Source organism: Thioclava sp. 'Guangxiensis' (genome assembly GCF_045348365.1).
GTDB lineage: Bacteria > Pseudomonadota > Alphaproteobacteria > Rhodobacterales > Rhodobacteraceae > Thioclava > Thioclava kandeliae.
On the sequence record NZ_CP155823.1, the window covers coordinates 253,481 to 273,874 of the forward strand.

The following is a 20,394-nucleotide window of genomic DNA, read 5'->3' on the forward strand; positions in this document are numbered from 1 at the left end:
TAAGGTCAGGATTTCTTGCGTATTCCCGGTTTCTTGAAATCTCCGACCCGACCGGTCTGGAAAGTTTTGGGCCTCTCGCTTCTGGCGGGGGGCGCAATCGGTCTGGGACAGGTGCCAGTGAGCCTCTGGCCCGTGGCGATCCTCGCGCTGGGGCTCTTCATCCGCTTCACTTCGGCTCTGCGTCCCGCCCATATCTCATGGTGCTCCTTCATGGCGGGTATGGGGCATACCTTTGTGTCGATGTACTGGATCACCGAGCCGTTCTTTGTCGAACCCGAGATCTACGGCTGGATGGCGCCTTTTGCGCTCCTGCTGATGGGCGCGGGCTTTGGCGCGTTCTGGGCCGCGGGGGCGGGGCTTGGCGCGCGTCTGGGGCGCGGGCCTGTAACGCGTGCGCTCGGTATCGCGCTGGGGCTCGTTCTGACCGATGCCATCCGCAGCTATGCCTTTACCGGTTTCCCCTGGGTGCTTTTCGGTCATATCTGGATCGGTACACCGGTGGCGCAGCTGGCCTCGGTCACCGGCCAGCTCGGGCTCAGCTGTCTGACCCTGCTTCTGGCGGTCACTCTGGCCTTTACCGGCAAACGCGCCCTTGTGGCGGGGGTGGTCCTGTGGGCAGGGGGCGCGGGGGTCTGGCTTTGGGGGCAGACGCGTCTGGCCGCGCCCGTGGCCTATCCGGCCAAACCTGTCGAGATCCGCATCGTCCAGCCCAATGCCGAGCAGAAGCTGAAATGGCTGCCGCAATATCGCGATATGTTCTTCAAACGCCTGCTGGACCAGTCCTCCGCCCCCGTCAAAACGCCGCTCGATCTCATTATCTGGCCCGAAACCTCGGTGCCTTTCCTGCTCAACTGGGCGGGCGATGGGCTCAATGTGATCGCGCAATCGGGGCAGGGCGTGCCGATTGCTCTGGGCATCCAGCGCAGCGAGGGCGATCGCTATTACAACTCTCTGGCAGTGCTCGATAAAAACGCGCAGGTCACGGCGCTTTATGACAAGGTCCATCTGGTGCCTTTCGGGGAATATATCCCCTTCGGAGACGCTTTGGGCAAGATTGGGATCGGCGCCTTTGCCGCACAGCAAGGCAATGGCTACTCGGCAGGCAAGGCCGAGACGGTGCTCGATCTGGGGACGGCAGGCAAGGTCCAGCCGCTGATCTGCTACGAGGCGGTCTTCCCGCAAGATATCCGCCGCGCGCCCTCGCGCCCCGACTGGATCATGCAAGTGACCAATGACGCTTGGTTCGGCCAGCTCTCCGGCCCGCGCCAGCACCTGAGCCTGTCGCAGATGCGCGCCATCGAATTCGGCCTGCCACTGGCCCGCGCCGCCAATACCGGCATTTCGGGGATAATCGACCCATACGGCCGTTTGGTGGCAAGGATCGGGATGAACACGCAAGGCCATCTGGATCTTCCGGTGCCGCAGGCCCTGCCGGAAACCCTTTATGCCCGGACCGGAGACTGGCCCGTCATAGCAGCTATGCTCATATCTTTACTGGTCTTAAGCCTTTTTGCCCTAAATACCGTTGACCGGCCTCGTGTGGAGGTCTAGGCAACAAGTATCGAACCGTCACAACGGCTTCCTGGCGTGACGGGGATATAACCAACGGAGCACGTCTTTCATGACACGTAAGAACTATATTTTCACGTCCGAGTCGGTCTCCGAAGGCCACCCGGATAAAGTCTGCGATCGCATTTCCGATGCCATCCTCGACGCTTTCCTTTCCGAAGAGAAAAACGCCCGGGTCGCCTGCGAAACCTTCGCAACCACCAACCAGATCGTGGTTGGCGGCGAGGTCGGTCTGACCGACAAAGCCAAACTGGCGCTCTATATGGAAAAGGTCGATGGTCTCGTGCGCGATTGCGTGAAAGACATCGGCTATGAACAGGACGAGTTCCACTGGGCCACTCTGAAAGTCGCCAATTTCCTGCATCCGCAATCGGCGCATATCGCGCAGGGCGTGGATAAGGACGGGGCCGGCGATCAGGGGATCATGTTCGGCCATGCGGTCGACGAGACCCCCGAGCTGATGCCCGCGCCGATCCATTACAGCCACGCGATCCTGCGCCGTCTGGCCGAGGCGCGCAAATCGGGCGCCGAGCCCACCCTGCGTCCCGATGCCAAATCGCAGCTTTCGGTGCGCTATGAGAATGGCAAGCCGGTGGGCGTGACATCGATCGTGCTCTCGACCCAGCACGAGAGCGAGAGCCAGACCTCGGATGACATCCGCGCCATCGTCGAGCCCTATATCCGCGAAGTCCTGCCCTCGGGCTGGATCACGCCCGAGACCGAATGGTGGGTCAACCCGACCGGCACCTTCGTGATCGGCGGTCCCGACGGGGATGCGGGTCTGACGGGCCGCAAGATCATCGTCGATACCTATGGCGGTGCCGCACCCCATGGCGGCGGTGCCTTCTCGGGGAAAGATCCGACCAAGGTGGACCGTTCGGCCGCCTATGCCGCGCGCTATCTGGCGAAAAACGTGGTGGCTGCGGGGCTTGCGCGGAAATGCACGATCCAGCTCAGCTATGCGATCGGTGTGGCCAAGCCGCTTTCGGTCTATGTCGATACTTTCGGCACCGGTCAGGTTGATGACGAGGCCATCGAGCGCGCGGTTGCACAATGTATGGATCTGACGCCTCTGGGCATCCGCACCCATCTGGATCTGTGCAAGCCGATCTATGCCCGCACCTCCGCCTATGGCCATTTCGGCCGTGCGCCGGAGGCCGATGGCGGCTTCTCCTGGGAGAAGACCGACCTTGTCGACGCGCTGAAAAAAGCCGTTTGATCGGAGCAGGCAGACAACCGGAGAGGGGGCGCTTGCGCCCCCTTTCTCATTCCATCTTGACCGCTCGGGCAAAGTGGCGCTATTCGCCACGCCCATGAGCGATGATATTAAAACCCCGGATCACCCCGAACGCGGCTGGCGCAACTTTTATGGTCGCCGCCACGGTCCCACGCTGAACAAGGCCCAGAAGGATTATCTGGACGAGGATCTCGACGCGCTGTCGCCGGGCGCCGTGGATTGGGACAGCAATCCCGACCGCACGCCAATCGATATGGCAGCCCGTTTCAAGGGCAAGCCGGTCTGGCTCGAGGTGGGCTTTGGCGGTGGCGAGCATATGATCCATATGGCCGAGCGCTACCCGCAGGTCGAGATCATCGGCTGCGAGCCCTATATCAACGGCGTGGCGATGCTCCTGGGCAAGATCCGCCGCCTGGGCTCGCAAAACGTGGCCGTCCATCCGGGCGATGCGCGCGATCTGATGGATATCCTGCCCGAGGCGAGCCTGTCGAAAGCCTTCCTCAACTATCCCGATCCGTGGCCCAAGACCCGCCATCACCGCCGCCGCTTTGTCACGCAGGAGCATCTGGTGCCGCTCTTCCGCGCGCTGAAGCCGGGCTCCGAGTTCCGTATCGCCACTGATATCTGCGATTATGTCCGTCAGGCGGTGCAGGAAGTCCCGAAAGCGGGCTTCGTGGCCGAGTTCGAGGTGCCTGCGGCCTTCGATTATGACGATCCGCAGGAAGTCTCGGGCGATTGGGATACGCCCTGGGAGGACTGGCTCTCGACGCGCTACGAGCAGAAGGCGCTGCGCGAGGGCCGCAAGCCGCATTACCTGACCTATCGCAAACCTGCCGCCTAGGGCCCGCCGAATAAGCCTGCGGACATTGGGGCCAAACCCGTTGCCTGCCGCCCTGTCATGCGCTAGCAGAGGGGCGACAGAATAAGGGAGGTCCGTATGTCCGGCCATGGTGATCCGATCCGTATGAGCTCGCAGAAATGCGGGCCGCTTTCTGGTGTGGCCGAGGTGCCCGGCGACAAGTCGATCAGCCATCGCGCGCTGATCCTTGGCGCGCTTTCGGTCGGCGAGACGAAGATCACAGGTCTTCTGGAAGGCGAGGACGTTCTGGATACCGCCAAGGCGATGCGCGCATTCGGCGCGACCGTGACCCAGCATGGGGCCGGTGAATGGTCGGTGCAGGGCGTGGGGGTTGGCGGTTTTGCCGAGCCCGAGCAAGTGATTGATTGCGGTAACTCGGGCACTGGTGTGCGCCTCATCATGGGGTGTATGGCGACTTCGGACATCACGGCGACCTTCACGGGCGATGGAAGCTTGCGCAAACGTCCGATGGGCCGTGTGACCGACCCGATCGCGCTGTTTGGCGCGCAATCCTATGGCCGTCAGGGCGGGCGTCTGCCGATGACGGTGGTGGGCGCGGCCGATCCGGCCCCTGTGACCTACACAACGCCGATGGCCTCGGCGCAGGTGAAATCGGCGGTGCTCTTGGCAGGGCTCAATGCGCCCGGCCAGACCGTGGTGATCGAGAAGGTCGCAACCCGCGATCATACCGAGCGCATGCTGCGCGGCTTTGGCGCGGACGTGACCGTCGAGGATACGCCCGAAGGCCACAAGATCACCCTGCAGGGCCGCCCAGAGCTTGTGGCGCAGACCGTGGCCGTGCCGCGCGATCCGTCCTCGGCAGCGTTTCCGGTCTGTGCGGCGCTCATCGTGCCGGGCTCCGATATCATGGTGCCGGGCGTCAGCCAGAACCCGACTCGCAACGGGCTGTTCACCACGCTCAAGGAGATGGGCGGCGATATCGAGTTCCTCAACGAGCGCGAGGAGGGTGGCGAGCCGGTGGCCGATCTGCGTGTGCGCCATTCGGCGCTGCATGGCATCGAGGTGCCCGAAGAGCGCGCGGCCTCGATGATCGACGAATATCCCGTGCTCTCGGTGGTGGCGGCCTTTGCCACCGGCACCACGGTGATGAAGGGTGTGCATGAGCTGCGCGTGAAGGAAAGCGACCGGATCGATGCGATGGCGCGCGGGCTCGAGGCCAATGGCGTGAGCATCGAGGAAGATGAAGATACGCTGATCGTGCATGGCATGGGGCAGGACGGCGTGCCGGGGGGCGGTGTGGCTGCGACCCATCTCGACCACCGGATCGCGATGAGCTTCATGATCATGGGGCTTGCGGCGCAAAAGCCGGTCTCGGTCGATGACGGCTCGCCTATTGCGACCTCTTTCCCGATCTTCGAGCCTCTGCTCAACGGCCTTGGCGCCAAGATCACGCGGGACTGACAGATGAGCTTTACCGTTGCCATTGATGGCCCCGCCGCCGCCGGCAAAGGCACGTTGTCCAAGGCCGTGTCCAAACATTTCGGCTTTGCCCATCTGGATACCGGACTTCTCTATCGTGCCGTGGGCGCTAAGGTCGCGGAGGGGCAGGACCCGTTCCGCGCCGCCGAGGAGCTGGTGCCCGAGGACCTGTTGCGCCCCGACCTGCGCACGCTGGGCGCAGGGCAGGCGGCCTCGCGCGTAGCGGCTCTGCCGAGCGTGCGGGTGGCTCTGGTCGATTTCCAGCGCCGCTTCGCACTGGCCCCCGAAGGGGCGGTGCTCGATGGGCGCGATATCGGCACGGTGATCTGTCCGCAGGCCGAGGTGAAGCTGTTCGTGACGGCGTCAGCCGAGGTGCGCGCCCATCGCCGCTGGCTGGAAGTGGGCGGGGACGAGGCGCAGGTGTTGGCCGAGGTCCGCGAGCGCGACGAGCGCGACATGAACCGCGCCGATGCGCCTTTGCGCCCGGCCCCTGACGCGCATCTTCTGGACACGTCCGAGCTGAGCATCGACGAGGCGGTCGCGCAGGCCATTGACCTGATCGCGGCAAAGCGCGGCTGAGCCCCCTTGCCGGATGGGCTGTCATGGCCCATCCTTGTGTCATGCGTGCATTCCTTCTTTTCTTACTGATGGTGAGCCCTTCATGGGCCGCGGATCTGCAGCGCCCCGAAGGGTTGGTGCAGTATCACAGCACGCTGCCCCGCACCTTTCCGCTGATCGTCAAGACGGCGGCCGATCGCGATGCCTATCTGGAACTCTGGGCAGAGGGGGGCGATCATCCGGTCCTGACCGCCTATGCCCGCGCAGGCCAGCCCTTCCGCGTTCTGGTGCCCCCCGGATCCTACCATATCCGGGCGTTTAGCGGGCAGGACTGGCAGGGCGAGGACAAGCTCTTCGGCAAGGAGACGACGGAGACTGACCTGTCCGGCGCGCTGGAATTCAGCGTCGAGGGCTATGCCCGAAAGGAAGGCTGGATCGTCGATCTGGCCAATCCCGAGACCAGCCGTTCGGTGGCGATCTGCCAGAGCTATGTGCTGCAAACCAGGCCCTATGCGCCGCGCCCGCCATTCGCGGGGGCAGGCGCAACCTCAGGGGGATCGGCGGGTATAAATCACAACCTAAATAGGCGGAATGCCGCCGATGACGGCCCATGGCCGAAATTGAAGAGTTACAAACATATCTGCGAGTGAAAATATTATCACATTAGAGTGAACCAAACGTGAGCTTTTGCGTTAACCGTCGAAGGAGATCGTTAGATGCGCAAGTTTGTTTCCGGTGTGATTGCCCTTATGATCATGGTCGGGCTTGTCACGACAGTGCTGGCCAGTAGCCGCAGCTCCATGCCGGATGTGACCTTCGACGGGATCGAGGGCGAGCGGTTCCGGCTGGCGGACTGGTCCGACAAGGTCGTGCTGGTGGTCAACACGGCCTCGCTTTGCGGCTATGCGGGACAGTTCGAGGAAATGCAGGACCTGCTTGACCGCTATTATGACGAGGGATTGATCGTTCTGGCGGTCCCTTCGGATAATTTCCGGCAGGAACTTCCCACCAACGCCGAGGTGAGGCGTTATTGCGTGATGGCGTTCGGGATCGAGGATATGCCGATGGCCGAGATCACCGATGTGACCGGCGAGCGCGCGCATCCGTTTTACGCATGGCTCCGTGATAGCTATGATTTCGAGCCGGACTGGAATTTCAACAAGGTGCTTCTGGGCCGCGGTGGCGCGGTGCTGCATACCTACCGGTCATCCGATGCGCCAATGTCGGATACTATGCGCCACGATATCGAACGGGCGTTGCGCGGCTGAGCGGGAAGGCCTCCGGGCGCTGCGCGGGCGTATTCAGGCTTGTCTAATAGGGAAAATGCGCTTATATGAGCGCGTCCGAGATGGGGGGCGAGTCTATCGCGCCCCTTTTTGACTATCCAACGACAAGACCGGTGGAGCCAACCACCAGGCCTGAATAGTAGATGTAAAGGAAACTCTAAACGCATGTCGCAAAACGCATCCATGGACGAATTCGAAGCGCTTCTTAACGAAAGCCTCGAAATCGACACCCCGAACGAAGGTTCGGTTGTTAAAGGTAAGGTCATCGCAATCGAAGCGGGCCAAGCCATCATCGACGTCGGCTACAAAATGGAAGGCCGCGTTGATCTTAAAGAATTCGCAAACCCGGGCGAAGCTCCGCAGATCGAAGTCGGCGACGAAGTCGAAGTCTTCCTCGATCGCGTTGAAAACGCGCGTGGTGAAGCTGTTATCTCGCGCGACAAGGCTCGCCGCGAAGCAGCTTGGGATCGTCTCGAAGCAGCCTACGCAAAAGAAGAGCGCGTCGAAGGCGCTATCTTCGGTCGCGTCAAAGGCGGTTTCACCGTGGATCTGGGCGGCGCAGTTGCGTTCCTTCCGGGCTCTCAGGTCGATGTGCGCCCCGTGCGCGATGCCGGCCCGCTGATGGGCCTGAAGCAGCCCTTCCAAATCCTGAAAATGGACCGTCGTCGTGGCAACATCGTTGTGTCGCGCCGTGCGATCCTCGAAGAATCGCGTGCTGAACAGCGTGCCGAAGTCATCGCGAACCTCACCGAAGGTCAGGTTGTCGAAGGCGTGGTCAAGAACATCACCGAATACGGTGCGTTCGTTGATCTGGGCGGCGTTGACGGCCTGCTGCACGTCACCGACATGGCATGGCGCCGTGTGAACCACCCGTCGGAGATCCTGACGATTGGCGAGACCGTTAAGGTCCAAGTCGTCAAGATCAACAAAGACACCCACCGCATCTCGCTCGGCATGAAGCAGCTTCAAGCCGATCCGTGGGATTCGGTCGAGTCGAAGTTCCCGCTGGGTTCGGTCCATGCTGGCCGCGTGACCAACATCACCGATTACGGTGCATTCGTCGAGCTGGAAGCAGGCGTCGAAGGTCTGGTCCACGTCTCCGAGATGTCCTGGACCAAGAAAAACGTCCACCCCGGCAAAATCGTTTCGACGAGCCAGGAAGTCGACGTCATGGTTCTGGAAATCGACACCCAGAAGCGCCGCGTTTCGCTTGGCCTCAAGCAAACCATGCGTAACCCGTGGGAAGTCTTCGCTGAGACCCATCCGGTCGGCACCCAGATCGAAGGCGAAGTCAAGAACATCACCGAATTCGGTCTGTTCATCGGCCTCGACAACGACATCGACGGCATGGTTCACCTCTCCGACCTCAGCTGGGAACAGCGCGGCGAAGACGCGATCCAGAACTACCGCAAAGGCGACATGGTTTCGGCCGTTGTCACCGAAGTGGACATCGAGAAAGAGCGTATCTCGCTCTCGATCAAAGCTCTGGACGCAGACACCTTCTCCGACGCCGTTGACGGCGTGAAGCGTGGCTCGGTCATCACCGTGACCGTCACCGCGATCGAAGATGGCGGCATCGAGTGCGAATACAACGGCATGAAGTCCTTCATCCGCCGTTCGGACCTCGCACGCGACCGCGCAGACCAGCGCCCCGAGCGTTTCCAAGTTGGTGACCACGTCGATGTGCGTGTGACCAATGTGGACTCGAAGTCGCGCCGTCTGGGCGTCTCGATCAAAGCCCGCGAGATCGCAGAAGAAAAAGAAGCTGTCGAACAATACGGTTCGTCCGATTCGGGCGCATCGCTGGGCGACATCCTCAGCGCAGCTCTGAAGGGCGACGAGTAATCGTCACGCCTCAGGCGCTTTGAAAACATCAGCCCCGTCCGGTTTCTCCGGGCGGGGTTTTCTATTGAGCAGGCTTAATAAAACGTGATTTTGCACAATGAAGAGGCATTTGACGGTATGGAGAGAGGTGATTTTTCGCGTAAGTCCCCCCGTCAATCGTAATCCGGTAGTTATTACAGTGCTTTGCTGTTTGTCATGCCGGAATTTCTGCCTATAGTCGGTTCAGCACCGCCAATTCTCGCAGGGGGGAATTCACCTATGATCCGGTCCGAGCTGATCGCAAAGATTGCCGAAGAAAATCCGCATTTGTTCCAGCGTGACGTGGAGAAGATCGTGAATACGATCTTCGAGGAAATCATCGAAGCCATGGCCCGCGGTGATCGGGTCGAGCTACGTGGTTTCGGCGCGTTCTCCGTCAAGAAGCGCGATGCGCGAACCGGACGGAACCCGCGCACGGGGGATTCCGTTGATGTGGACGAGAAACATGTTCCGTTCTTCAAAACCGGTAAGTTGTTACGCGACCGGTTGAACGGTCTGGAAGGAACCGAAGAATGATCCGAGCCCTACGCTATGCCGTCCTTGCCATTATCGCGATCGTGTTGATCGTGCTGGCGCTGTCGAACACCCAGATGGTGACGTTGCGACTGTTGCCGCAAGAGACGGCGGGGCTGTTGGGTTTTGACTGGTCGATTCAGGTGCCGCTCTTTGTGGCGCTCATCGCCTTCGTTCTGCTGGGTCTCCTGATCGGCTTCATCTGGGAATGGACGCGCGAATACCGCATCCGTGCACGCGGTGCACAGCAGGCGCGCAAGGCCAAGGCTCTTGAACGCGAACTGGGGCATCTGAAGACCCGCCATGAAGGTCCGCAGGATGATGTCCTGGCCGTTCTGGAACGCGCTCCCGCGTCGCGCTGAGAACTTATGACCGCGCGCGTTAAAATTTGCGGGCTGACCCGGCCCGCGCATGTGCAGGCCGTTGCCGAGAGCGGCGCGGCCTATGCGGGTTTCGTGTTCTTTGCCAAATCGCCCCGCAACGTTTCCATCGCGCAGGCGCGCGATCTGGCGCTTACTCTCAAGCCGGGTGTGGCGAAGGTCGGGTTGGTGGTGAATGCCACCAATGACGAGCTGGACGCCATTCTGGCCGAAGTGCCTCTCGATATGCTCCAGCTCCACGGTAAGGAAAGCCCCGCGCGCGTGGCCGAGATCCGCGCGCGCTATGGCCTGCCGGTCATGAAGGCCGTGGGTGTGGCCGACGCTGCTGATCTGGACCAGCTCGCCGCCTTTGAGGCCGTCGCCGACCAGATCCTCGTGGATGCCAAGGCGCCTAAAGGTGCCGATCTTCCGGGTGGAAATGGGCTTTCCTTCGACTGGACGCTGATTGCGGATCGGAAATGGTCCAAGCCGTGGATGCTTGCGGGTGGTCTGACCCCCGAGAACGTCGCGCTGGCCATCGAGAAAACCGGTGCCACTCAGGTGGATGTGTCCTCGGGTGTGGAGGCCGCCCCGGGACAGAAAGACGATGCCCTCGTGCGGGCTTTCGTCGCTGCGGCGGCTCATTCATAACCCTGCAGCTATAGATATAAGCTGGTTTACTATTTTTCTTTTCCCCGTTTCTCTGAAACACTCCATTCCGAGGAGAGGGAGGCTCCGACGCAGGAACGGCCCATGCGGCCTGCCGCGTCGATCACATCCATAGCTTCGAACAGATTGCCCTCATGGGGCTTATTTCATGTATTTCAGGCTCTTGTGAGGTGGCAAGGGTCCTGTCCGGCTTTGGCTTCGGCCAAAGGCGGGGATAAGGGAGGACATCATGTCAAACAAGGTTGCGGGAACATCCATCCGCACTGTGGCCATTCTGTGCTGGATCGCCGTCATTCTCGACGGGTTCGATCTTGTGGTACTGGGGGCGTTGATCCCCACATTGACGGGCGGCGAGACCCCGTGGATGACAACGGAGCAGGCCACGTTCGTCTCGACCATCAGCCTCGTCGGCATGACCATCGGCGCGCTCCTGATCGGGGTGGTCACCGACACGCTGGGTCGGCGCAAGGCGATGCTCTGGGCGGTCGGCAGCTTCTCGGTGATGACGCTGCTTTGCGCGGTTTCGGGGAGCTACTGGCAGATGGGGCTCTTCCGCTTTCTCGCGGGGGTCGGGCTTGGCGGGTGTTTGCCCACTGCCATCGCCATGGTCACCGAATTCTCGCGCGGCCGGGCGGGCAAGGCCTCTACGACCGTGATGACCGGCTATCATGTGGGCGCGGTCTCCACCGCGCTTCTGGGTCTGGTGATCCTGCCCTATCTCAGCTGGCATGCGATGTTCGTGCTGGGCGCCGTTCCGGGGCTTATCCTGCTGCCGCTGATGTGGAAAAACCTCCCCGAATCTCCGGCCTATCTGATGTCGCAGGGCCGCATGACCGAGGCGCGCGAGATTGCCGATCGCTATGGGCTGACGCTTGCGGCTCCCAAAGCAGAGGCGCCGGTCGAGAAGGCGTCCATCGGCACGCTTTTCCGCGCGCCCTTCCTGCGCAATTCCATTGCGATCTGGGTCACGTCCTTCATGGGGCTGATCCTTGTCTACGGCCTGAATACATGGTTGCCCAAGCTGATGGTCTCGGCGGGCTACAGCCTGACGGGTGGCCTGTGGCTGCTGCTGCTGCTGAATGCCGGCGCCGTGTGCGGGCTGTTGCTGGCCGGGCAGGTAGGCGACCGGATTGGCCTGAAAACCGCGGCCTTCACATGGTTCATCTGTGGCGCGGTGCTTCTGGCACTGCTGTCGGTCAAGATGCCGGGTGTGCTGCTTTATCCGGTTGTCTTTGTTACCGGCTGTTTCGTGTTTTCGGCGCAGGTGCTGGTTTATGCCTTCACCGCCGCCAATCACCCGCCGGGCATCCGGGCCACGGCGATCGGTATGTCTGCAGGTGTAGGCCGGATCGGCGCGATCCTCGGACCGCTGGCGGGCGGGATGCTGGTTTCGATGGGGATCGGTTACCCGTGGGGCTTCTATGCTTTTGCGCTGGTGGGCTTCCTCGGGGCACTGGCTCTGGCCTCGACCCGCGTGATGGGCAGCGACATCGTCGCCAAAACGGAGCCTGTACCGGACGATGTGGCCTCGCATAAGGCCTGACCTTCCAAAGGCGCGCTACGGCGCGCCTTTTTCTATCGGCAGGGCGGGGCCTGTATAATGCGCCCGCGGCCGGATCAGGCTGCCCGTCTCGATCTGTTCCAGCGCGTGGGCGAGCCAGCCCAGTGACCGCGCAATCGCGAATAGCGCAAAAGGCGCATCACCGGGCAACGCGCAATGATCGGCAAGTGCTGCGAGCGCCACATCGATTGTGGGCTCCTGACCGGTTCGCTCGCGCACATGAGCGATCAGGCCGGTGATCGCGGGGCTGGGACGGAAACAGCCCAGAAGGGCGCGCGCACGCGGATCGCCTTGGGGATAGAGCTTGTGACCAAACCCGGGCAGCGGCTCGCCGGTGCTCATCCAGCGGTTCACGGCAGGGACGATCCCCAGATGCAGGGCATCTTCGAGCACGGCTTTCACCCGCAATGTCATATCCCCATGCAACGGGCCTGAAAGCGCGGCCAGCCCCGAGAGTGCCGCTGCCTCGAAGGAGGCCCCTGTCGAGGCGGTCACGCGGGCGGCAAAGGCGGAGCTGGTCAGCTCCTGATCGGCAAGCGAAACCAGCGTGCGCCGGATCAGGTCGGCCTTGTCGGCACAGTTCCATGCCTGAGCCAGCCGCAGGTGCAGGGGCGCGGGGCCCTGCGGAAGATCGGCGAAGTTTCCGGCCACCAGCCCGACGATCCGTGCCATGGTCCGGTGCCGCGCATCGCGCGAAAGACTGCCCGAGGGGATGGCATGGGCCGCCTCTGCCGCCAATGCCTGAAAAACCCGCGCACGACCGGCATTGCCCGGATATGAGGGTATTGCGGGGAATTCGGGCAGCCGGTCCATCGCCCAGAGGAGCCGCGCCGTCTCCTCCAGAGACGCCGACTCGGCCAATGTTCCGACATTGACCCCACGGTAATACAATCGGCCCTGCGCGGTGGTCGAGATCATCGTCGAGATGATAGGTTCGCCCCATGACATGGTACTTGTGGCGATACTTGCCCGCCCGCGCCCGCGGCTCCGACGGTTGAGAAGAGCCGAAATATCCTCGCCATTATAAAGGTTTCGCCCCGATGTCTCAGGGTCAGGGCGGACCGTGATCTGGCCGCGGCTGACATAGGCGTAAAGCGTCTGCCGCCGGACCCCCAGCGCGTTGCTGGCTTCCTCTTGTGTCATCCAGTTTTTCATATTGACGATATTAATCAATGTTGACCCATGCTTGGCAAGGGCGCAGTTTATCTGCAATGAACGGGCAGGAGGGGACGCCCGGTTCGGAGGATGGTCCGCAGGATGGGACGCAGGTATGAGGATGCCTGCTTCCCGTAGCTTTTACGCTACACCCTGCGGCCGGTTTGGAGAGCGGTCACATTGCGGGGCCGCACGGGAGGACATCAATGACGTATTCGAGCTCTACGGAGCACGTGGCCGTAGACGCCGCGCGCCCGACGCATACCCGTTACTACATGCTGGGGTTGATCCTGTTTCTGGCGACGACCGCCTATGCCGACCGCTCAATCCTGTCGATCGCGGGCTCGGGCATCAAGGCGGAGTTCGGTCTCAGCCCGATGCAACTGGGTTATGTGTTATCGGCCTTCAGCTGGGCCTATGTGATCGGTCAGATCCCGGGCGGGATGCTGCTGGATAAATTCGGCACCAAGATGATCTATGGCGTAGCACTGGTCCTGTGGTCCATCGCCACCTTCCTTGTGGGGTTGGTCGGCGAGGTGACCACCGAACTATCGGTTGCGCTGGGGCTCCTTTTCGTGCTGCGCTTCGCCTTGGGATTGATCGAGGCGCCGAGTTTTCCGGCGAATGCCCGTGTCGCGGTGATGTGGTTTCCGCGCGGGGAGCGGGGGCTTGCCACCTCGCTCTTTGCCTCGGCCTCCTATTTCGCGGTCGCGATCTATTCGCCGATCTCGGGCTGGCTGGTGCAGAGCTTCGGCTGGCCTGTGCCCTTCTTCACGCTGGGTGTGGTGGGTCTTCTGGCCGCGGTCGTGTGGTTCAAATTCATGAAGCCGCCGCGCGAGCATCGGGGCGTGAATGCCGCCGAGCTGGAGCTGATGGAAGCGGGCGGCGCGATGGTCGATATCGACAGCCAGCGCGAGCTGACCAACCGCCCCAAGGCCTCGGCCAAGATGTTCGGGCTGCTGCTGAGCAACCGCATGCTCTGGTGCGCCTATATCGGGCAATATTGCACCATCGCATTGAGCTATTTCTTCATCACATGGTTCCCGATCTATCTGGTGCAGGCGCGGGGCATGAACATCATGGAGGCGGGCTTTGCCACCATGCTTCCGGCCATCGCGGGCTTTATCGGCGGCATCACGGGCGGCTCGGTATCGGATGCGCTGATCCGCAATGGCTGGAGCGTGTCGCGGGGCCGCAAGACGCCCTATGTGCTGGGTATGCTGATCGGGTGTTCTATCGTTCTGGCGGCGTTCAGCAACTCCAACATCATGATCGTGGCGCTGATGGGGCTTGCCTTCTTCGGCAAGGGCATGGCCGCAGGCTCGGGCACATGGGCCGTGATCTCGGATACTGCGCCGCGTGAGGCTGTGGGTCTGGCCGGTGCGATCTTCAACTGCATCGGCAATGTGGGAGGCATTATCACCCCCATCGTCTTCGGTTACACCGTGCAGGTGACGGGCGGCTATACCGTGGGGCTCTATTTCGTGGCCGCGCATTGCCTTGTGGCAGCGATCCTCTTTGCCTTCGTGATGGGCCCGATCAAACGTGTCGAGAGCGGCGCGCAGGGCTGAGAGCATTTACAAAAGGGCCTGCGGGATGCTGCGGGCCCCTTCGTCCATGGAGATTATGATGACCAAACCTGTTGTGTTGAAAGCTGCCAAACTGCCACAGACCACCGGCGCCGAGCTGGAAGAGCTGTTCGATCTGCGCATTCTGCCGGAGAGTGATCCTGCGGCATGGCTTGCGCAAAACGGCAAGGGCGTGCGGGGGCTTGCGCTGCGTAAGACCATCGTAGATCAGGCGCTTCTCGATGCGCTGCCCGATCTGGAGGTCATCGCAAGCTATAGCGCGGGGCTCGACAATGTCGATGTGCCGGCCGTCAAGGCGCGTGGCATCAAACTCCTGAATACCTCGCATATTCTGGCCGAAGATGTGGCCAATGCCGCGCTCGGGCTGGCGCTGGCGGTCACCCGTGATCTGGTGCAGGCGGATGGCTTCGTGCGGACAGGAAAATGGCCCGAGCAGCCGCAATACAAACTCGGACGTTCGATCTCGCAAATGGATGTAGGAATTGTCGGGCTCGGCACGATCGGCAAGGCGCTAGCGCGCAGGCTGGAGGCCATGGGCGCACGGATCCATTACCAGGGCCCGAACCGCAAGCCTGTGGAGTATACCTATCACACAAGCGCGGTGTCGCTGGCCGAGGCCTGCGATCTGGTGATCCTGACCTGCCCGCTGACCGAGGCCACCCGCCATTCTTTCGGGGCCGCGGAGATCGCGGCGCTGGGGCCGCGCGGGTTCCTCGTCAATGTGGCGCGGGGGCCGGTGGTCGATGAGGCGGCCCTTCTGGAGGCCATGGCCCGCGACGGGCTGGCGGGGGCCGCACTTGATGTGTTCGAGCACGAGCCGCAGGTGCCGCAGGCCTTTATCGATGATCCGCGCCTGATCCTGACCCCGCATCTGGGCTCGGGCACCGAGGAGACCCGTCAGGCGATGGCCGATTATGTTGTCGATGCCCTGGCCGAACATTTCGGACAGAACAGTCCGCGGACCGCGCGCCCTCTGGCACAGGTCTGACCCCTTTCCCCGCCGCACTGGTCCATTTCGCGGCGGGGAAACCCGCAAGGTCCCCGCAGAGGCCCATTGACGCCGCCTCGATTTTCGGCAAGTCTGCACCCACGTCAGGGGAGTCCCGCCCAAGGGACTGAGAGGCTGATTGGAAGTAATTCCGGTGACGCGACCCTTTGAACCTGACCCAGTTGATGCTGGCGTAGGAAGACCGAAGGGCAATTCCGCATCCATGTCTCATGGGCGGTCCTTTCGGGCCGCTCCGGCCCATTTCCGGGTCAGCTGTGGCCTATTCCCTCGCAGTTTTTGGTTGGGTCTTTTCGTAAGAGGAGACCGACATGAAAGACATCATCCCGACCATCACCACAGGCGCGTTGATTGGTTCGCGCAAGGTGCATAAGGAAGGTAATATCCACGCGCTGCGCGTGCCCATGCGCGAGATCGAGATCTCGAATGAAGAGGCGCTCTGTGTCTATGACAGTTCGGGGCCCTATACCGATCCGGCCGCCCGGATCGACATCGCCAAAGGCCTGCCCGAGACCCGTGGCGGCTGGCTGCAGGCACGCGGCGAGATCGAGGAATACGAGGGCCGCGCCATTACCGATGCCGATAACGGTTTCGCCAAGGGCGACCGTCTGGTAGCGCCGTTCCCCGTGCAGCGCCCGCCGCTGCGGGCCGTGGGTGACCGCGCGGTGACGCAGCTGGCATATGCGCGCGCAGGGATCATCACTCCCGAGATGGAGTTTGTGGCGATCCGCGAGAACGAGGGCCGTATGGCCGCTTATACGCGCGACGGTGACCCGATGGGCGCGACCCTCCCCGATCTGGTGACGCCCGAATTCGTGCGGACCGAGATTGCCGAGGGCCGCGCGATTATCCCCGCCAATATTAACCACCGCGAGCTGGAACCGATGATCATCGGGCGTAACTTCAAGGTGAAGATCAACGCCAATATCGGCAATTCGGCGGTGACCTCCTCGATGGAGGAAGAGGTCGAGAAGATGGTCTGGGCGATCCGCTGGGGCGGGGACACGGTGATGGACCTCTCGACGGGCCGCAATATCCACAATATCCGCGACTGGATCATCCGCAACTCTCCGGTGCCGATCGGCACGGTGCCGCTCTATCAGGCGCTGGAAAAGGTGGGCGGCGTGGCCGAGGATCTCACTTGGGAGATCTTCCGCGACACGCTGATCGAGCAGGCCGAGCAGGGGGTGGACTACTTCACCATCCATGCGGGCGTGCGTCTGCATATGATCCCGATGACCGCCAAACGCGTTACCGGCATCGTCTCGCGCGGCGGCTCGATCATGGCGAAATGGTGTCTGCACCATCACCGCGAGAGCTTCCTCTACGAGCATTTCGACGAGATCTGCGATATCTGCCGCCGCTATGATGTGAGTTTCTCGCTGGGGGACGGCCTGCGCCCAGGCTCGATTGCCGATGCCAATGACGAGGCGCAATTCGCCGAGCTGCGCACGCTGGGGGAACTCACCAAGATCGCATGGGCCAAGGACTGTCAGGTGATGATCGAGGGGCCGGGCCATGTGGCCATGCACAAGATCAAGGCAAATATGGACGAGCAGCTCAAGCACTGCCACGAGGCGCCTTTCTACACGCTCGGACCGCTGACTACCGATATCGCGCCGGGATATGACCATATCACCTCGGCGATTGGTGCGGCGATGATCGGTTGGTTCGGCACCGCGATGCTGTGCTATGTGACGCCGAAAGAGCATCTGGGCCTGCCCGACCGTGACGATGTGAAAACGGGCGTGATCACCTATAAGCTGGCCGCTCATGCGGCGGACCTTGCCAAGGGCCATCCGGGTGCGCAGCGGCGCGATGACGCGATCAGCCGTGCGCGCTTCGAGTTCCGCTGGGAGGACCAGTTCAATATCGGGCTCGATCCCGATACCGCGCGGTCCATGCATGACGAGACCATGCCGGCCGAGGCCCATAAGGTCGCGCATTTCTGCTCGATGTGCGGGCCGAAATTCTGTTCGATGAAGATCAGCCATGACATCCGCGCCGAGGCGCAGCGGCAGGAGGGCATGGACAAAATGGCCGAGAAATTCCGCGAGGGCGGGGCGCTCTATATCCCCGAGCCAAGCGAGGCCTGATCAACCCAAAGCTGCGGACGTGGAAATTATTTTGCGTCCGTGGCGCCCTGTTTGTAATATTGCTCTCGTTTTTATGACCGATGCGTAGGTTTTCTGTGCATCATCTCACCTTTGCCCGTCTTGCGAAGGGTTACGTTAGGCGCTAACGCTGCACGGACCCGAAGGGTATTAAGTGAAAAAGGGCGGCCTGTAAGGGCAGTGCGCGCCCGGACGAGACGCAGGAGACGTAAAATGGACTGGACGAAAGTGCTCGCACGCCGCGCGGGCCGGATGAAAGCCTCGGAGATCCGGGAGCTGCTGAAACTTCTCGACCAGCCCGATATCATTTCCTTCGCGGGCGGCATTCCCGACCCGACCCTGTTCCCGAGCACGGCCTATTCCGACGCCTTTGCCGCGACGATGGCCGATAATAACGGCCATGCGGCGCTGCAATATTCGGTCTCCGAAGGTTACCGTCCGCTACGCGAATGGCTGGTGGGCGAGATGGAAAAGATCGGCGTGCCTTGCGCGGTCGATAATATCATGATCACCTCCGGCTCGCAGCAGGCGCTCGACTATCTTGGCAAGCTGATGCTGACCGAGAACGATACTGCCGCCGTGATGCGCCCGACCTATCTGGGTGCTCTGGGTGCGTTCAATGCCTATGAGCCGCGCTACATCCCGCTCGATCCGATGTCGAATATCGACCCCGAGACGCTGAAAGCCGAGGCCAAAGCCGCCGGCGGCGAGGTGAAGTTCGCCTATCTCTCGGCCGATTTCGCCAACCCCACTGGCGAGACCATCCCGCGCGAGGGCCGCGAGCGTGTGCTCGATCAGGCCGAGGCGCTCGATTGCGCGATCATCGAGGATGGCGCTTATCAGAACCTGCGCTTCGATGGCGAGGCGATCCCTCCGATTCTCGCACTCGATATCGAGCGTAAAGGCGGCATCGAGAATACCCGTACGATCTATTGCGGTTCCTTCTCGAAGACCCTGGCACCGGGCCTGCGGGTGGGCTGGGTCGTGGCGGCCAAGCCCGTGATCGACCGGTTGGTGCTGATGAAACAGGCCGCCGATCTGCATTCGCCGACCCTCAACCAGATCGTGACCAACCATGTTGCCCGCGCGATCTTCCACGAGCATGTGGCCAAGATCAAAGCAGTCTATGCCTCCCGCCGCGACCGGATGATTGCCGCGCTCGAGCGCGAGATGCCGGCTTCGGTCAGCTTCACCCGCCCCGAGGGCGGTATGTTCATCTGGCTGACATTCGACCCCAAGCTGAACGGCGCCGAGCTTCTGGCGAAAGCCGTGCGCGACGAGAAGGTGGCCTTTGTTCCGGGCGGGGCGTTCCATGCCGATGGTTCAGGCCAGAACACGCTGCGGCTGAGCTATTCCTGTGCCAGCGACGAACAGATCGACGAGGGCATCGCGCGGATCGGCCGCATCCTGCGCTAACCGCCCGCACGTCATCCCGCCCCCGCTTTCCAGAAAGCGGGGGCTTTTTGATGGGCGTCATGCGTGCTGAAACCGGTCTTGCGATCCGGCCAGAGGACGCTAGATTGCCGTCGCGACAGTCCGGCGGCATGTCGACCGCGCAACCAGCAGGCCCCGCATGAGCTATTCCATCCCGCGTTCAACGCTCGAGCAATGGAGCGTTCTCCAAACCGTTGTGAAATGCGGGAATTTTGCCGATGCCGCGCATATCCTGTCACGCAGCCAGTCTTCGGTCAGCTATGCCATCTCGAAGCTGCAGGACAATCTGGGCGTGACAATCATGGAGGTGCAGGGCAGGCGGGCCGTGCTGACACAGACCGGCAAGGTGCTGCTGGCCGAGATCCTGCCGGTGCTGGAGGATATGCGCCGGATCGAGGCCCGCGCGGCCGAGATCGCGGGCAAAGCGGAGCGTGATCTGCGCATCGTTGTCGATAGCCTTTTCCCAAAGCCGCTCCTGATGCAGGCCATCTCGCAGGTGATCGCGCGCTATCCCGAAACGCGGATCGATCTGCGCGAGGTCGAGCGGACCTATGCCTCGGCGCTCGAGGATCAGAGGTTCGATCTGGCGATCTGTCTGCCCGATCCGCGCCGCATGGAAGGGCGCCCGCTCTACGAGGTGCTGATGGCACCCGTGGCCCGGCCAGACCATCCTCTGGCGCAGGCTAAAGGTGCCCTGCGCCACAACGATCTTGTGCGCTATTTGCGGGTGATCGTGCGTGAACGCGATAACGAACGCCCCGAGCCTCCAGTGACCGAAGGCCGGATCTGGTATGTCTCGGGGGTGGAAAGTGCGATCGAGGCGGTGCGGCAGGGGGTCTGTTTCGGCTGGTTGCCGCTGCACAAGGTGCAAGAGGAACTGGCGGCCAAGCGCCTGATCGCGCTCGAAACAGAGGTCGATCACCGCCGCTATGTGCGGCTCGATCTGATGCTGGGCAATGTCGACCACCCGCCCGTCGAGGCCAAGGCGCTGAGTGATCTGCTCTATGAAGGTGTCAAGGCGCTGACAGATTGATCGGATTATCCGAATTGTTTCATCGGATAACAAATCTGGACCGGATGCACAAAGCTGTTAACTAGCGCCATTGTTACACAGCGTGATCTTTCGCGGATTTGCACGATGGCATTTTGTCACAGCTTTCA

The 20,394-nt window shown here is 62.0% G+C and carries 18 protein-coding genes and 2 riboswitches; of the genes, 17 read left to right on the forward strand and 1 reads right to left on the reverse strand.

What is annotated here, in order from left to right; all coding sequences use genetic code 11:
* Positions 1-15: 15 nt before the first annotated feature.
* The 12 genes from lnt (at position 16) to ABEB22_RS14745 (ending at position 11,917) form a co-directional block, all read left to right on the forward strand.
* Positions 16-1,551: an apolipoprotein N-acyltransferase gene (gene lnt / locus ABEB22_RS14690; RefSeq protein ID WP_349295720.1), complete on the forward strand. Its 1,536-nt coding sequence runs from the start codon at positions 16-18 to the stop codon at positions 1,549-1,551.
* A 12-nt stretch (positions 1,552-1,563) separates the two neighbouring features.
* A riboswitch (SAM-SAH riboswitch) is annotated at positions 1,564-1,613 on the forward strand.
* A gap of 8 nt (positions 1,614-1,621) precedes the next feature.
* Positions 1,622-2,788, forward strand: coding sequence for a methionine adenosyltransferase (gene metK, locus ABEB22_RS14695; RefSeq protein ID WP_339114997.1), 1,167 nt, complete (start codon positions 1,622-1,624; stop codon positions 2,786-2,788).
* A gap of 94 nt (positions 2,789-2,882) precedes the next feature.
* Positions 2,883-3,647: a tRNA (guanine(46)-N(7))-methyltransferase TrmB gene (locus ABEB22_RS14700; RefSeq protein ID WP_349295721.1), complete on the forward strand. Its 765-nt coding sequence runs from the start codon at positions 2,883-2,885 to the stop codon at positions 3,645-3,647.
* Between the two features lie 96 nt (positions 3,648-3,743).
* Positions 3,744-5,087, forward strand: a complete 1,344-nt coding sequence (gene aroA, locus ABEB22_RS14705) for a 3-phosphoshikimate 1-carboxyvinyltransferase (protein WP_349295722.1) — start codon at positions 3,744-3,746, stop codon at positions 5,085-5,087.
* A 3-nt stretch (positions 5,088-5,090) separates the two neighbouring features.
* Entirely contained in the window at positions 5,091-5,684 is a 594-nt protein-coding gene (locus tag ABEB22_RS14710) for a d(CMP) kinase (protein ID WP_349295723.1), read from the forward strand.
* A 23-nt stretch (positions 5,685-5,707) separates the two neighbouring features.
* Complete coding sequence (locus tag ABEB22_RS14715) at positions 5,708-6,313, forward strand: hypothetical protein (protein ID WP_349295724.1); 606 nt, start codon at positions 5,708-5,710, stop codon at positions 6,311-6,313.
* A 66-nt stretch (positions 6,314-6,379) separates the two neighbouring features.
* Complete coding sequence (locus ABEB22_RS14720; RefSeq protein WP_349295725.1) at positions 6,380-6,931, forward strand: glutathione peroxidase; 552 nt, start codon at positions 6,380-6,382, stop codon at positions 6,929-6,931.
* Positions 6,932-7,132: 201 nt separating this feature from the next.
* Positions 7,133-8,794 (forward strand): 30S ribosomal protein S1, encoded by a 1,662-nt coding sequence (rpsA, locus tag ABEB22_RS14725; RefSeq protein WP_406871189.1) that lies wholly within the window; start codon positions 7,133-7,135, stop codon positions 8,792-8,794.
* Positions 8,795-9,052: 258 nt separating this feature from the next.
* Positions 9,053-9,349 (forward strand): integration host factor subunit beta, encoded by a 297-nt coding sequence (ihfB, locus tag ABEB22_RS14730; RefSeq protein ID WP_339115004.1) that lies wholly within the window; start codon positions 9,053-9,055, stop codon positions 9,347-9,349.
* Positions 9,346-9,708: a LapA family protein gene (locus tag ABEB22_RS14735; protein WP_339115005.1), complete on the forward strand. Its 363-nt coding sequence runs from the start codon at positions 9,346-9,348 to the stop codon at positions 9,706-9,708. Before ihfB ends, ABEB22_RS14735 begins: the two co-directional genes overlap by 4 nt.
* Positions 9,709-9,714: 6 nt before the next feature.
* A complete protein-coding gene (locus ABEB22_RS14740; RefSeq protein ID WP_349295726.1) occupies positions 9,715-10,356 on the forward strand; it encodes a phosphoribosylanthranilate isomerase in 642 nt (213 codons plus the stop codon).
* A gap of 247 nt (positions 10,357-10,603) precedes the next feature.
* Positions 10,604-11,917, forward strand: a complete 1,314-nt coding sequence (locus tag ABEB22_RS14745) for an aromatic acid/H+ symport family MFS transporter (protein WP_339115007.1) — start codon at positions 10,604-10,606, stop codon at positions 11,915-11,917.
* A gap of 15 nt (positions 11,918-11,932) precedes the next feature.
* On the opposite strand, the gene ABEB22_RS14750 is transcribed toward ABEB22_RS14745, so the two are convergent.
* Positions 11,933-13,078, reverse strand: coding sequence for a citrate/2-methylcitrate synthase (locus ABEB22_RS14750; RefSeq protein ID WP_349295727.1), 1,146 nt, complete (start codon positions 13,076-13,078; stop codon positions 11,933-11,935).
* 218 nt (positions 13,079-13,296) lie between these two features.
* Between ABEB22_RS14750 and ABEB22_RS14755 the strand changes: the two genes are divergently transcribed.
* From ABEB22_RS14755 to ABEB22_RS14775, 5 genes are all read left to right on the forward strand, one after another.
* Positions 13,297-14,661: an MFS transporter gene (locus ABEB22_RS14755; RefSeq protein WP_349295728.1), complete on the forward strand. Its 1,365-nt coding sequence runs from the start codon at positions 13,297-13,299 to the stop codon at positions 14,659-14,661.
* Between the two features lie 55 nt (positions 14,662-14,716).
* The gene (locus ABEB22_RS14760; protein WP_406871190.1) at positions 14,717-15,667 is read left to right on the forward strand and encodes a 2-hydroxyacid dehydrogenase; all 951 of its coding nucleotides are present in this window, start codon (positions 14,717-14,719) and stop codon (positions 15,665-15,667) included.
* Positions 15,668-15,763: 96 nt separating this feature from the next.
* Positions 15,764-15,884: riboswitch (TPP riboswitch) on the forward strand.
* Positions 15,885-15,996: 112 nt separating this feature from the next.
* On the forward strand, positions 15,997-17,781 hold the full coding sequence (thiC, locus tag ABEB22_RS14765) for a phosphomethylpyrimidine synthase ThiC (protein WP_349295730.1): 1,785 nt from the start codon (positions 15,997-15,999) through the stop codon (positions 17,779-17,781).
* A 231-nt stretch (positions 17,782-18,012) separates the two neighbouring features.
* Positions 18,013-19,215, forward strand: a complete 1,203-nt coding sequence (locus ABEB22_RS14770) for a PLP-dependent aminotransferase family protein (protein ID WP_349295731.1) — start codon at positions 18,013-18,015, stop codon at positions 19,213-19,215.
* A 157-nt stretch (positions 19,216-19,372) separates the two neighbouring features.
* The gene (locus ABEB22_RS14775) at positions 19,373-20,266 is read left to right on the forward strand and encodes a LysR family transcriptional regulator (RefSeq protein WP_339115012.1); all 894 of its coding nucleotides are present in this window, start codon (positions 19,373-19,375) and stop codon (positions 20,264-20,266) included.
* Positions 20,267-20,394 lie beyond the last annotated feature (128 nt).

Coding starts and splice junctions, on each gene's coding strand:
- ABEB22_RS14735 (WP_339115005.1), top strand. CDS start 9,346: ATGATCCGAGCCCTACGCTATGCCGTCCTTGCCATTATCGCGATCGTG.
- ABEB22_RS14750 (WP_349295727.1), bottom strand. CDS start 13,078: ATGACACAAGAGGAAGCCAGCAACGCGCTGGGGGTCCGGCGGCAGACG.
- ABEB22_RS14755 (WP_349295728.1), top strand. CDS start 13,297: ATGACGTATTCGAGCTCTACGGAGCACGTGGCCGTAGACGCCGCGCGC.
- metK (WP_339114997.1), top strand. CDS start 1,622: ATGACACGTAAGAACTATATTTTCACGTCCGAGTCGGTCTCCGAAGGC.
- ABEB22_RS14760 (WP_406871190.1), top strand. CDS start 14,717: ATGATGACCAAACCTGTTGTGTTGAAAGCTGCCAAACTGCCACAGACC.
- ABEB22_RS14710 (WP_349295723.1), top strand. CDS start 5,091: ATGAGCTTTACCGTTGCCATTGATGGCCCCGCCGCCGCCGGCAAAGGC.
- ABEB22_RS14770 (WP_349295731.1), top strand. CDS start 18,013: ATGGACTGGACGAAAGTGCTCGCACGCCGCGCGGGCCGGATGAAAGCC.
- ABEB22_RS14775 (WP_339115012.1), top strand. CDS start 19,373: ATGAGCTATTCCATCCCGCGTTCAACGCTCGAGCAATGGAGCGTTCTC.
- ABEB22_RS14700 (WP_349295721.1), top strand. CDS start 2,883: ATGAGCGATGATATTAAAACCCCGGATCACCCCGAACGCGGCTGGCGC.
- ABEB22_RS14745 (WP_339115007.1), top strand. CDS start 10,604: ATGTCAAACAAGGTTGCGGGAACATCCATCCGCACTGTGGCCATTCTG.
- aroA (WP_349295722.1), top strand. CDS start 3,744: ATGTCCGGCCATGGTGATCCGATCCGTATGAGCTCGCAGAAATGCGGG.
- ABEB22_RS14720 (WP_349295725.1), top strand. CDS start 6,380: ATGCGCAAGTTTGTTTCCGGTGTGATTGCCCTTATGATCATGGTCGGG.
- ABEB22_RS14740 (WP_349295726.1), top strand. CDS start 9,715: ATGACCGCGCGCGTTAAAATTTGCGGGCTGACCCGGCCCGCGCATGTG.
- ABEB22_RS14715 (WP_349295724.1), top strand. CDS start 5,708: ATGGCCCATCCTTGTGTCATGCGTGCATTCCTTCTTTTCTTACTGATG.
- ihfB (WP_339115004.1), top strand. CDS start 9,053: ATGATCCGGTCCGAGCTGATCGCAAAGATTGCCGAAGAAAATCCGCAT.
- rpsA (WP_406871189.1), top strand. CDS start 7,133: ATGGACGAATTCGAAGCGCTTCTTAACGAAAGCCTCGAAATCGACACC.
- thiC (WP_349295730.1), top strand. CDS start 15,997: ATGAAAGACATCATCCCGACCATCACCACAGGCGCGTTGATTGGTTCG.